Origin of the sequence: Nonomuraea sp. NPDC059007 (genome assembly GCF_042740555.1) — a bacterium.
GTDB lineage: Bacteria > Actinomycetota > Actinomycetes > Streptosporangiales > Streptosporangiaceae > Nonomuraea.
In genome coordinates this window covers 34582-47702 of record NZ_JBHYJD010000046.1, presented here as the reverse complement: position 1 = coordinate 47702, position 13121 = coordinate 34582, and the positions used below count along the sequence as shown (strand labels likewise).

At 69.5% G+C, this 13121-nt stretch carries 8 protein-coding genes; 6 read left to right on the top strand and 2 right to left on the bottom strand.

Annotated features, from left to right (window positions below; genetic code table 11):
- The first annotated feature begins 1 nt into the window (after nucleotide 1).
- From ACFWY5_RS45820 to ACFWY5_RS45805, 4 genes are all read left to right on the top strand, one after another.
- A complete protein-coding gene (locus tag ACFWY5_RS45820) occupies nucleotides 2-2215 on the top strand; it encodes a TOMM precursor leader peptide-binding protein (protein WP_379638632.1) in 2214 nt (737 codons plus the stop codon).
- Nucleotides 2216-2228: 13 nt separating this feature from the next.
- Complete coding sequence (locus tag ACFWY5_RS45815; RefSeq protein WP_379623362.1) at nucleotides 2229-3668, top strand: SagB family peptide dehydrogenase; 1440 nt, start codon at nucleotides 2229-2231, stop codon at nucleotides 3666-3668.
- A 181-nt stretch (nucleotides 3669-3849) separates the two neighbouring features.
- On the top strand, nucleotides 3850-6117 hold the full coding sequence (locus tag ACFWY5_RS45810; protein WP_379638631.1) for a sensor histidine kinase: 2268 nt from the start codon (nucleotides 3850-3852) through the stop codon (nucleotides 6115-6117).
- A 33-nt stretch (nucleotides 6118-6150) separates the two neighbouring features.
- A complete protein-coding gene (locus ACFWY5_RS45805; protein ID WP_379623366.1) occupies nucleotides 6151-6756 on the top strand; it encodes a DNA-binding response regulator in 606 nt (201 codons plus the stop codon).
- A gap of 10 nt (nucleotides 6757-6766) precedes the next feature.
- Here ACFWY5_RS45805 and ACFWY5_RS45800 read toward each other — a convergent pair whose 3' ends face one another.
- Complete coding sequence (locus tag ACFWY5_RS45800) at nucleotides 6767-7024, bottom strand: hypothetical protein (RefSeq protein WP_379638630.1); 258 nt, start codon at nucleotides 7022-7024, stop codon at nucleotides 6767-6769.
- Between the two features lie 354 nt (nucleotides 7025-7378).
- A complete protein-coding gene (locus tag ACFWY5_RS45795; protein ID WP_379638629.1) occupies nucleotides 7379-10633 on the bottom strand; it encodes a BTAD domain-containing putative transcriptional regulator in 3255 nt (1084 codons plus the stop codon).
- A 196-nt stretch (nucleotides 10634-10829) separates the two neighbouring features.
- Here ACFWY5_RS45795 and ACFWY5_RS45790 point away from each other — a divergent pair, with 196 nt between their 5' ends.
- Together ACFWY5_RS45790 and ACFWY5_RS45785 are read left to right on the top strand one after the other, a co-directional pair.
- Nucleotides 10830-12371, top strand: coding sequence for an MFS transporter (locus ACFWY5_RS45790; RefSeq protein ID WP_379638628.1), 1542 nt, complete (start codon nucleotides 10830-10832; stop codon nucleotides 12369-12371).
- Between the two features lie 29 nt (nucleotides 12372-12400).
- Entirely contained in the window at nucleotides 12401-12967 is a 567-nt protein-coding gene (locus ACFWY5_RS45785; RefSeq protein ID WP_379638627.1) for an NADPH-dependent FMN reductase, read from the top strand.
- The last annotated feature ends 154 nt before the right edge of the window (nucleotides 12968-13121 follow it).

Here is a 13121-nt window from a genome sequence, read left to right as displayed (position 1 = left end):
CATGCCGGCCTCCAGAGCCATGGTGCTCGGCTTCAAGCGCCACGTACGCGTGGAAGCGACGGCGGGGGGAGGCGTCTACGTCCTGTCACCCGACGGGGCGCTCGCTCTTTCGGGCACGCACCTGCGCGAGGTGGTGACGCTGCTCGACGGCACCAGGACGCTGGAACAGATCTCACTCGCCCGCCCGCCCGGCCTGTCGCAGGAGGCGCTCGGTCAGGTACTCGGCCAGCTGTCGAGCGCGAACCTCATCGGGTTTCGCCCCCGATCGCAGGCGGGCGACGCGGCCGCGGCGGCGTACTGGGATCTGACCGGACTGGACCCCGAGCCGGGGCAACGCACCGTGGGCATCGTGTCGACGGGGGTTGGCGACATCGCGCAGGCGGAGGCGGCGTGCGCGAGTGTGGGACTGCGCCCCGCGAGCGGCGCCGCCGACCTCACGCTGGTCTTCTGTGACGACTACCTCGACCAGGAGCTGGCGGAGATCAGCGCTCGGCATCGGAGGTCGGGGCGAGCCTGGATGCCGGCACTCACCACGGGCCCGGTGACCTGGATCGGCCCCGTCTTCGCCCCAGGAACGGGGCCCTGCTGGACCTGCCTGGCCAGCCGGCTGCGCGAGCGAAGGTACGGCGAGAGCTGCCTGCGACGCGTGCTCGGCGTCGCGGGCGAGGTGCGCGGCCCGTTCGCGTCGTTGCCGGTGACCAGGTCGATCGGCATTCAGTTCGCGGTGCTCCAGGCCGCCAAGTGGCTGGCCGCAGGCAGCGGCGCGCAGCGCGACGACCTGCTCACCACGTTGTGGACCCTGGACACCACCACGCTGCGGTCGCGGCGGCACGTCGTCGGCCACCGGCCTCAGTGTCCCGGGTGTGGCGACCCCACGCTCGTCGCGAGGCTGACGCGGGCGTCCGTCGAGGTGCGCGCCCGGCCCAAGGCCGCGATGCGCGGCAACGGCCACCGCGCGCTGCCGGCTGAGCAGGTCTGGCAGCGATATCACCACCTGGCCGATTCGATCACCGGCATCACGGGCGACATCGAACGCGATCCGCGATCGCCGGCGTTCGTCCACTGCTATCTCGCGGGACACAATCGCGCCTTGCGCGCCGACAACCTCGACGGGGTCAGGGCGGGCCTGCGGGCACGGAGCGGAGGGAAGGGCGCCACCAGCATCGAGGCGAAGGTGGGTGCCCTGTGCGAGGCGGTCGAACGGTACTCCGCGTCCCGCTTCGGTGACGAGGAGACGACGGTCGACTCGATGCGCGGCCTCGGGGCACGGGCCATCCACCCCAATGACTGCCAGCTCTTCCACCCGCGGCAGTTCGGTGAGCGTGATCGCTGGAACGCCACGCACACGTTCTTTCATCAGGTCCCCGAGCCCTTCACGGAGACCACGGTGACCGAATGGACGCCGGTGTGGTCGCTCACCCGCCAGGAGCAGCGTTTCCTGCCCACCGATCTGCTCTACTACCGATCCGGCGGCAGGCTCTGGGCCGACTCCAACGGCAACGCCGCGGGGTCGAGCCTCGAAGACGCGATCGTCCAGGGCTTTCTCGAACTCGCCGAGCGTGACGCCGTGGCCATGTGGTGGTACAACCGCGCACGCCGTCCCGCGGTCGACGTGGACTCGTTCGGCGACCCGTGGATCACCCGGCTCCTGGAGCGTTACCGCGAGCTGGGCAGGACGGTATGGGTGCTCGACGTCACGAACGACCTGGGCATCCCCGTGATGGCAGCGATCTCTCGCCGGCTGGGCCAGGGGCCGGAGTCCATCATGCTCGGCTGCGGCGCGCATTTCGATCCCCACGTCGCCCTGCGGCGAGCGCTCACCGAACTGGGCCAGCTGCTGTCGGCCGCCGACCTCGGCGATCGCAACCTCGGGAAGTGGAGTACGGCGACCGCGACGGCGCACCCCTACTTGCTGCCGGAGCCCGCCCTGACGCCGCTGCGTGCGGGGGACTATGCCTACGCGCCGCGCCAGGACCTGAGCGACGACATCGGCCACATGCGCGCTCTGGCCAGTGGGATGGGTGCGGAGCTGCTCGTGCTGGACCAGACGCGGCCGGATATCGGCATGCCGGTGGTCAAGGTCATCGTGCCCGGCCTGCGGCACTTCTGGGCACGGTTGGGCGAAGGCCGGCTTTACGACGTACCGGCCAGGCTCGGATGGCTGCCCGCACCGAGGTCGTATGACGAGCTCAACCCCGTCCCGTTGTTTCTGTGAAGCAGGTGGAGATATGTGGTTCGCACTGTGGTCGTTCCGGGAGGACGTCTACCTGGACTTTCAGGAGAAGGGCCTGGCCCTGTCCGGCCGGTGGGGCGACCGGTGGCTGCCCATGCCCGCGCCGCCGGTCGTCGAAGCGTTACGCCGCATGTGCCTGGGACCGATCTCCTTGGAGAACGTCATCACCCGAGCGGCGGACGCCAAGGCGCTGAATCGCATACTCGTCCAGTTGCACCCGATGGTCATCCGTTCCTATGGCCCGGACAAGGGGCAGGCACTGCTCTCCGTGGTACCGATGTCCGCGCAGGCCCGGTTCCGGCCGGCCCCGCTGCGGCTGGAGGCTCCCGTGCGCCTTTCCCGCTTCGTCTCGATCGCCTCGGACGGGCGAGACTGGCGTATGGAGTCACCGCTCTGCCTCCATCGGGTGGTGCTCCATCACGCGCAGGCCATGTCCCTCGTGGGCGGGCTGAGCCGTCCGGCGCTCCCCTCGAAGCTGACCCCGATCAGCATGCGATTCGTCCAGTGCCTGCTCGACATCGGGATGGTGGTCCAGGCGTCGGGAACGGGGGACTTCGAGGAGGACGCCGACCCCGTGCACAGGGCATGGACCCCGCTCAACCTGATGTTCCACAGCAGGACCACGCAGGGGCGCCACGACCACGACTTCGGTCAGACACATCGGCTGAGCCACAGGGTGATCGAGCCCGTGGTCAAGCCTCCGGTGGGTGACAACCACGTGGACCTGCCCAGGCCGGGATGGCAAAAGCTGATCGCGACCGATCCGCCGCTCATCGCCGCGCTGGAGGCGGCCAACACGAAGCCGGCATGCGGCGGCCGGGCTCCCACCATCGACGATCTCGGCGAGCTCCTGTACCGAACGGTGCGGGTGCGATCGCTGACCGGTGACGAGGACGGAACCTCTACCCTCGCCACGAGCGATCGGCCCTACAGAAGCGCGGGTGGTACTTACGGGCTGGAGGTCTACGTCACGGTCAGTGCCTGTGCGGGGGTGCAGAAGGGCGTCTATCACTACGATCCGCTAGCCCATCGGTTGACTTTAGTAACGATTCGCGGAGACAAACTGCTTGAGAATAGCCGACAATCGGCGAACCTTGCCGCTGATCCGCCGGTACTCGTCACCCTCACCGCGCGATTCCGCAGGCAATCATGGAAATTCAACGGACTCAGTTATGCCCTCTTACTCAAGGATGTCGGCGCGCTAACACAGACGTTTCTCCTGGTGAGTGCGGCCATAGGGTTGTCGGCGGGTGTGCTCGACAGTAGTGACGTCGATGTGACGGCCGGCATTTTGGGGCTCGACTGGTTGAGCGAGTCCGGTGTCGGAGGGCTGGTGATAGGTGAGACATCCGACGACCGGCCTGACGATACTCAGGAGACCTATCCCGTAAATGACCGCGAGTGGTCGGCTTATGGCAAGAGTTTGATGTGCTGACCTTTCTGGCGCATAATCGAGCTAGCCGTTCGGCGGAGCAGGCAGCGCCTGACTGACGGCGGGGGTGCGCGGTGCGTCACCCGGCGGGAGGTGGCGATGGGGGGACGTATTGCGCCAAGGCTCCCCCAGGCAGTCGGTCCCTAGCGCTCGGGTGGCACGTATGTGGGTAAGCGGGGGAGTCGTGGCGCCGGCGCCACGCTTGGCACTGGTGGTCACCGCCGGCGTACTCACGGGGTGGTTGCTGAACGCGGCCGTGAACGTCGTCAACCAGGTCTGGGGGTCGGTGGACGGGCTGGGCGTCTGGACCTTCGTCGCGTGTATGGCCGTCGCGTTCGGCCTGCAGGTCGCCCATTCGTTCGGCAGGCCGTGGTTGTGGCGGCCCGCGGCGAAGGCAGCCTCCCTGGGAACGCTGGCGGTCGTCGTCCTCGCTCCGACCCTGTGGATCGGTCCGTCATCCCTGCACATGCTCGCCCTGCTGGCGGCGTCGGTTCTCCTCGTGGCGCCTCTTCGGCTCGGCTGGCCGTTGTTCGCGTTGGTGTGCGCCGCCGGACTGGCGTTCACCTGGGCGTACGGGCTGGGCGCGGTGAGCTTCGTCTACGCCCTGGCCTACACCCCCGTGACGGGCCTGGCTCTCTACGGGATCAGTTTCCTCGCCACGCGCGCGGAAACCCTGGAGCACGGCCGCCGCTCGCTCGCCCTGGTCGCGGCGGCGCGCGAGCGCGTACGTATCGCCAGAGACCTGCACGACGTGGTCGGACACGACCTGCTCGCGTTCACCTTGAAGAACGAACTGGCGCACCGGCTGTTACCCGGCTCGCCCCAGCAGGCCGAAGCGGTGCTTTCCGAGGCGCTGCTGGTGGCGCGGCGGGCCACCGCGGAACTACGGACGATTCCACTGGGCGACCAGCAGCTGTCGCTGTCCCAAGAGATCACCTCGATCGAGTCCACGCTGTCGGCCGCGCAGATCGACGTCCACGTGAGCGCGTCGATCGAGGGACTCACGCACGCCGTCGACTGCGTGCTGGCCGTCGTGCTCCGCGAGGCGGTCACCAACGTGCTGCGCCACAGCAAAGCCCGTCAGTGCACGGTGCAGGCCGATGTCCTCGACGGCGTGGCCAGGCTGAGCGTGGCCAACGACGGGGTCGGCGCCGAGGACCTGTCCACGAGCGGAAGCGGGCTGGACAACCTGGCCTCGCGCCTGGCCTCGTTCGCTGGACGCCTGAAGGTGAAGCAGGATCACGACTGGTTTCGCCTCACCGCCGAGATCACGCTCTCCGACCTCCCCCCGGAAGCGTCGGCCGGGCGAGCCGACCAGGCGAAGGGCGCTTCGCCGGGCCCGAACTCTCCCGTGTGGGCGCCGGCGGCGGTCCATCTTCTGACCTTGGCGGTCGTCCTCGGCTACATCCCCATTCTGGTGACCAACATGCTCTGGCGTAGCCCTCAGGGCTTTACGGCCGGGGTGGGGATCTGCCTGGCGGTCCTGCTGGCCACGCAACTCGCCCACACGTTTCTGGGCCCCGCGGGCCGGTCGGCGCCGATCTCCGCCGCGACGCTGACGCTCCAAGCCGTGGCGACGTTCCTGCCGCTGGTCTGGATGGGCGCGCTGTGGGGCTCGATGGCGGGTTTCCTGGCCGGCTCCATCCTGCTGCTCCTGCGGGGAGTCTGGCGCTGGGGACTGTTCGCGGCCGTGGGAGCGGTGGTGCTGGCCCTGGGCCTGGCGATCGAGAACGACACCGTGTTGCTGGCGCACTTCGTGCTCTCCACGCTCTACACCGGACTGATTCTGTACGGCCTGGCCTCCCTCTCGACGATGGTCGCGGAAAGCCATCGGATGCGAGGCGAGATCGTCCGGCTGGCCCAGGCGCAGGAACGCCTCGGGGCGGCGCACAAGGTGAACGACCTGCTGGACCGCGACCTCTCCATGATCATGTGGACCTGCGGCGAGGCCCGCCGGATCGCGGCCGCGGAACCGCAGCGGGCCCAGGAACACACGACGGACGTGCTGGTCGCCGCCCGCAAGCTGGTGGCCGAGGTACGCTCCCTGGCCAGCGGATACCGGCACGTCTCTCTTGCCAAGGAGATCGAGTCGAGCCGCGCGGCACTGCGTGCGGCCGGGATCGATTTCACCGTCGAGGTCACGGGTGACGAGATCGTGGGAGAGAACGACGTGGCCGCTGCGATGGTGCTCCGCGACGCGGTCACGATGCTGGTCCAACTGCGCGGTGTCACGGAATGTGTCATCAAGGTGAGCAGCGACGTCGACACCGTACGGCTGCGCGTCTCGCACGACGGCCCCCTGAACCCCGGCGACGACTCACTGACTCAGGTACGTTCCCGTGCTGAAGCGATCAACGGCACGCTGCGCACTACGACGGAGGCGGGTTGGTGCCATGTCACCGCCGAGTTGCCCGCCGGCGTCGGCACGGGTCGGCCGGCGGCCGCTGACTGACCTTGTTTCGAGTACGGCACGATAGGTGATCAAATGCTGAAGCTCCTTCTCGCCGAAGATGTCCAGATCGTGCGGGGCGCCCTGGTCGCACTTCTGGAGACCGAACCCGACCTCACCGTCGTGGCCGAGGTCGAGAGCGGTGACAAGATCCTTCCCGCCGCGCTCGAGACCCGCCCCGATGTGGCGATCCTCGACATCGACCTGCCTGTGGTCGACGGCTTGACCGCGGCGCAGCAACTGCACCAGCGCCTGCCGTCCTGCCGCGTTCTGATCTTGACGGGACTGGGCCGGCCGGGAACCCTGCGGCGTGCGATGGCGGCGTCCGTGTCCGGATACCTTCTGAAGGACACCCCGGCCGAACGGCTGGCCAGAGTCGTACGGGAGGTGGCCGCGGGCGGGCGGGTGATCGACCCCCAGCTCGCGCTGACCGCCTTCGAGATCGGTGACAACCCGCTGACCCAGCGGGAGATCGAAGTGCTGCGGCTCGCCGCGCAGGGCGCGGAGCCGCCGGAGATCGCGGCCAGCCTGCATGTGTCCACGGGCACTGTGCGCAACTACCTGTCCAGGATCGTCTACAAGCTCAACGCGCGTAATCGGGTGGACGCCATCCGCATCGCCACCGAAGCCGGGTGGTGCTGACCCGGATGACTCACCGCTGGGTCTCACAGGCCACCACGCTCAGGTGGCTGTAGGCCGGGTGCGTCAGGACCGGACCAACCTTGTCCAGCGCACCTTCGGCTGTGACGCCCCTGATGGTCAGGACGATCTCGCCGGAGTCGATGATGTCGAGCTCCGTGTGCCATTCAGCGGGAAGCGCCGCGATGATGCGGATCGCATCGGTCGGGGCACTGCCGAAGGACACGATTCCTGCCCTGCGGATGGTGAGTTTGGATTTCATCGGGCGCATCCGTGGATACTCATCGAAGTGCTTGCTTACCTCGATGGTGTCCGGCCGCGCCCGGTCGGGCCAGCAAGAACTGCTTCAGCTAGCTGCCATGGCACGGTAGGAAGTTGCCAGCGCACCCGCGAGCTCGGGAGCTGCGTCAGCGGGTGCGGTAGGAACCGGGGTACTCGATCTGCGGTTGTTCGCCTGCTCCGGTCACCGCATGGACCGACCGTTCCACCAAGCGCCACAGAGCCGGGGAATCTCCGTTCGTGGAAGGCCGGATCAGAGGCCACGAGATACTCGGAGGAGCGATTAACGAGTACCGCCGAGCCGCTTAGCTCGATCGGCGAAACCCAAGATCAGACCAGTCCCATGTCACGCGTCACCCCCAGCTGCCACCGTGAGTTCTGAGACCGCGCCGTGGGATGCCTGTCGGGGATCCAGGGCCCGGCCATGCTGGTATGCCTCAGCGTAGGCTTCCGGTCCCAGCGCGGCGGTGGCTGCCGAGCGCGCCCGCTCGACCTCGGCCTGCTCGGTGGTGGGCAGCTTCGCTCTGATGGCCGCGCGTGCCGCGGCCGCCGTGCCCAAGTGGTGCGCGGCCTGGCGGGCCCGGCCTGTCGCCGCCAAGGTCGCGGCCAGGCCTTCCAGCGCGCGGGCGATGGAGCGTAGAGATCCGGTTTCCAGCGCGGTGGTCAGCGCTCTGCTGTGTTCCCGCAGCGCCGTCTCTGTGTCTGCGCGCAGTTCGGCGATGCAACCGAGTTCGGTGAAGACCATCGCCAGGTCGACGGTGCCGGCTATGTCGCTCGCGTGCTCCAGCCAGTGGCGCAGATGCCGGTCCGCGGCCTCCAGTCGTCCCTCGCGGTGGGCGGCCATCCCGGAGCCGAGCTCGGCGGCGCGTTCTCCGTAGCTGTAACCGATCTCGGTGGCCAGCCGAGATGCCTGCTCGTGCAGGTTCCGTGCCTGCACGAAGTCGCCGTGCGCCACTGCGCACCAGGCCAGGCTGGACAGCCAGGTCGAGACCTCTGGCCACAGACCTAGCTCTCGGGCGATGGACAGGGCCTGCCGCCCGATTCGGGAGGCCTCGCCGAAGTCGCCGTCGATCTCCGCGTGCCTGCTCAGCACGGCCATGGCCTGAAGCTGCCCCCATCTGTCCCCGAGGTCGCGGAAGAGCTGTAGGGCGTGCCTGCCATCGGTCTCATGCCGAGGTGAATTGCCCCGGCTCTGCTCCAGCCAGGCCCGGTTGGACAGGGCGACGGCGACGCCCCACAGGTCGCCCTGCTCCTGGAGTTCGGCCACCGCCTGGTCGAGCAACTCCATGCCTTGCGCCCGGTGCCGGTGCGCGATGAGTGCGGGGCCGAGGAACCATTTGGCCCTGGCTCGCGCGTTGTGGTCCGGCAAGCCGTCGAACTGCGCCAGGGCGGCGTTCGCACCGGCCACCGGGTCCGCTGCGCGCGGGTTCATGTTGTCCAGGCCGGCGTGCCAGGCCGCAGCGATCGCCCGCCGTTCCCGGCTGCCGCCCGGCATGGCCAGGGCCTCGGCGAGCAGCCGGTGTGCCTCTCCGAGTCGGCCGCGGATCCAGCGATACCAGAACGGGGCCGAGGCCAGGACCAGCGCCATGTCGGTGTCACGGCGGCCTATCGCAGTGGAGAAGGCGGTACGCAGGTTGGCCTCCTCCCGTTGCATGAGCTGCAGCCACTGGTGCTGCTCAGCGCTGCGCAGCATGGGATCTGCGCGCTGGGCGAAGCCGGCGTAGAAGCGCATGTGGCGCTCCCGTGCCGCCTCGGCCTGTCCGGACTCCTCCAGCCGCTCGGCCGCATAGGCGGCGATCGACTCGAGCAGACGGTAGCGGGGGCCGTGGAGAGTCTGCTGCACGCTCACCAGGGACTGCCCGACCAGGCGCGACAGCGGGGCGAGTACCCCGCCGTCCAGATGTTCCTCTCCTTCGGCCACCGCCTGCGCGGCTTCCAGCGTGCATCCGTCGGAGTGCACGGCGAGATGACACAGGACCCGGCGCTCGGGCTCACCCAGCAGGTCCCAACTCCAGTCGATCACCGCGCGCAAGGTCTGCTGGCGGTGGGGCAGGGCGCGGTGGCCCTCGACCAGGAGGCCGAAGCGATCATCCAGGTGCGCGGACAGCTCCGGGAGCCCCAACACGCGGACTCGATGGGCAGCCAGCTCCAGCGCAAGCGGCAGTCCGTCAAGGCGATGGCACACCGACGCGACCACGGAGAGCGCCTCCGCGTCCAGCCGCAGGTCCGGCGCGACAGCGAGAGCACGGTCGGCGAACAGGCGTACGGCGCCGGGCGCGCTGTCGAGGTCCACCGGGGGCCGACCCGCGCCGGTCTCCAGCGGGGAGACCTCGAAAACGTGTTCCCCCTCCGCTCGCAGCGGCTCCCGGCTGGTCGCCAGGCAGCGCAGGCCGGGGGCTGCGCGCAGCAGCCCGTGGACCAGCCGGGCGACGGGCTCGGCGGCGTGCTCGCAGTTGTCCAGTACGAGCAGCATGCGGAAGGGGCGCAGCCGGTCGGCCAGATGCTGGAGGAGGTCTTCGGGGCTGGACACGGCGCTGCCGTCGCTGATCTCCAGGCCCGCGGCCACGGTCTCGGCCACCCGCTCGACCGTGGCCTCGGCGGGAGAAAGCGCACCGAACTCCACCAGCCGGATTCCATCCGGGAATTCCCCGTCGAGGCCGGTGGCGGCCTCCAGGGCGAGCCGGGTTTTGCCGACCCCGCCAGGGCCCGTCAGGCACACCAGCCGGGCCTGGCGCAGCAGGCGCCGCACCTGCTCGGTTTCGCGTTCCCTGCCAATAGTGCGGTTGACCGGGGCGGGGAGGTTCGACCGGGGACGCAGCGCGGTCTGCCGCGGGGGCAGGGCGGGAGGCGTCGCGAGCCGGGGAGAGTGGCGCAGGATGTCCTGGTGGAGCGTGGTGATGTCGGGGCCGGGGTCGGCGCCCAGTTCCTCGGCGAGTTGGTGCCGCAGTTTCTCGTAAGCCTCCAGTGCCTCGGCCTGGCGGCCCGAGCGGTAGAGCGCGCTCATGTGTACGGCCAGCAGTCGCTCGCGCAGCGGATGCTCCTCCGCCATGGGCCGCAGTTCGTCGGCGAGCGGGCCATGCTCGCCCAGGCGAAGCCGGTGCTCGGCCCGTTCTTCCACCGCGCTCAGCCGCTCCTCGGTCAGCCGGACCGCCGCGGCGACGGCGAAGGGCGTCTCGGGAAAGTCCGACAGCGCCGGCCCCCGCCACAGATCGAGGGCCTCGGTGAGCAGCGCGACGGCTTGCCCGGGCACGTCCGCGGCGCGGGCGCGGGCCATGAGCGTGCGAAAGCGCAGTACGTCCAGTTCGTCGGCGTTGACCGGGAGGAGATAGCCGCCGGGGACGCTTCGCACCCTGTTGCGTCCGCCGTCCTGCGCGGTGGCCAGGGCGGTACGCAGCTGGGAGACCTTTGCGCGTAGTACCCGCAGGGGGCTGGCCGGTCGTCGGCCGCTCCACACGTCGTCGATGAGGGCGTCGACGGTCGCCGCGCGACCTTCCCGGACCAGGAGCGCGGCCAGCAGCGTTCGGACCCTCGTTTCGGGGATGCGGACCGTCTCGCCGCCGTCGTCCCGTACCTCCAGTGGGCCGAGTAGTCCGAATCGCATGCTGTCACGGTACCGCCGCTCTCCGTACCGGATCCAAACGGAGGACGGCCCCCGGCCCCGCTGCCGCCGGAGCCCTTCCGGAGCCGTTCCGGAAGGTAGGCCCTCGATGCTCGGTGGTGTGAGGGCGGCCGGACTGTTTCGGTTCGCCGGCGACTCGTACGGAAGGAGACGTGTAGTGAGGCCAACGGCGGACACCTTGCCGCAATCGCGTGCAGGGCGGCGGGAATGGCTGGGGCTCGGTGTCCTGGTCCTGCCCACGTTGCTGATGGCGATCGATTTGAGCGTGCTCCATCTGGCGCTGCCCCACCTGGCGGCAGACCTGCGGCCCAGCAGTACCCAGCAGTTGTGGATCCTCGACATCTACGGATTCATGATCGCCGGGCTCCTGGTCACGATGGGCACCCTCGGGGACCGGATCGGCCGGCGCAGGCTGCTGCTCATCGGCGCGGCGTGCTTCGGCGCGGTCTCCGTGGTCGCCGCCTACTCCACCGGACCGGAGATGCTTATCGCCGCGCGTGCGCTGCTGGGCGTGGCCGGGGCGACCCTGATGCCTTCGACCCTTTCCTTGATCCGGCATTTGTTCCCGCACGACGGGCAGCGGCGAACGGCCATCGCGGTGTGGACTGCCGCCTTGATGGGCGGGGTCGCCCTCGGCCCCGTCATCGGAGGGATGGTCCTGCAGTGGTTCTGGTGGGGCGCGGTGTTCCTGATGGGAGTGCCGGTCATGCTGGTGCTGCTCGTGGCGGGACCCCTGCTGCTGCCCGAGTCCCGGGACGCGAAGGCCGGACGGCTGGACCCGGTCAGCGTCGTGCTGTCGCTGACCTCGGTACTCGGCATCGTCTACGCGCTGAAGGCGGCGGCGACCGGCGGTTGGGGGGCGGCGAGCCTGACGCTGGTAGCCGGTGTGGGCCTTGGCTGGCTGTTCGTCCGAAGGCAGCGGACACTGGCCGACCCGCTGGTGGACCTGGCGCTCTTCCGGCGTCGCGTGTTCACCGTCGGCCTGGGCAGCCAGTTGCTGGGAGCCGTCTGCCTGAGTGCGTTCATGCTGTTGTTCGCCCAATACCTCCAGCTTGTGCAGGGCTTCTCGCCGACCGAATCCGGGTTGTGGATGATGCCCTACGCTCTGGCGACCGTGGCCGGCATGCTGTGCACTCCCGCGCTGGCCGCCCGGCTGGGCGAGACTCGGATCATCTGGAGCGGCCTGCTGCTGGCGGCGCTGGGGTTCGTCCTGCTGGCCCTGGTAGGGCTGGACGCGGGGCCGGAACTGGGAGCCGCGGCGGCCGTCCTCATCGGGCTGGGTGCCGCCCCGCTGATGGTGCTGGTGACTTCCATGGTCATCGCCGAAGCACCCCCCGAGAAGAGCGGATCGGCCGCGTCACTCACGGAGACCGGGCAGGAGTTGGGCGCCGCCCTGGGTATCGCCGCCCTCGGCGCCGCCGGCACGGCCATCTACCAGCGCCTCATCGACGGTGCCCTGCCGTCCGGGATTCCGAACCGGGAAGCCGCGGAGGTGCGGGAGAGCCTCGCCTCAGCCGCGTCGGCCGCCGACCGGCTGCCCGCCGAAGCCGCGGGGGACCTCCTGGCCGTCGCCCGTGACGCCTTCGGCACCAGCCTCACCCTGCTCGCCGCCGTGGCCGCGGCCGCGATGCTCACCCTCGCCGCCGTGACCTCCTTCTTCTTGGGTACGGCGGATCGCCGTACCCAAGACGCGGCGCACGAACGAACGGAAAGGAAGTGACCGCAATGTCCCCGGCAGAACCTCTTCGGGTGGCCGTCATCGTGGGGAGCATCCGCAACGATCGCTTCTGCCCGACACCCGCGAACTGGATCGCCGACCAGGCCCGCCGGCACGGCGGCCTCGACGTCGAGTACATCGATCTGCTGAAGGCCCGCCTACCGGAAGTTCTCGCGGGAGACGACGAGCAGGCTCCGCTACCGGCTCCCGTCCAGACGCTAGGCGCCCGGCTGGCCGCGGCCGATGCCTTCATCGTCGTAACCCCCGTCTACAACCGCGGCTATCCGGCCTCTCTCAAGACAGCCGTGGACTGGTATCTCGAGGAGTGGAGTGCCAAGCCGGTCGGCTTCGTCTCCTACGGCGGTGTCGGCGGAGGCCTGCACGCGGTGGAGCAACTTCGCCAAGTCTTCACCGAGGTGCACGCCACCACGATCCGCAACACCATCAGCTTCTCCAACTTCTGGGAGAAGTTCGACGACCGGGGCGAGCCCGTCGACGGCGACGCGGCCCATGCCGCGGCCAAGCGCTTCCTTGACCAGCTCATCTGGTGGGGCGACGCGTTGCGCGAGGCCCGCACCCGCCGCCCCTACCAGACCTGACGCGCGATGCTCCGGTACCCCGGTCATCGACGGACGGGAATGCGACAGCCATCCCTTCTCCCGCGGGGGCCGCCGCGACACGCCAGCCGACCACAGTGGGTACCCGAACCGGCTGTCCAGACTGGGTCCCGGGGGGAAACGCACCGGCCGGGGC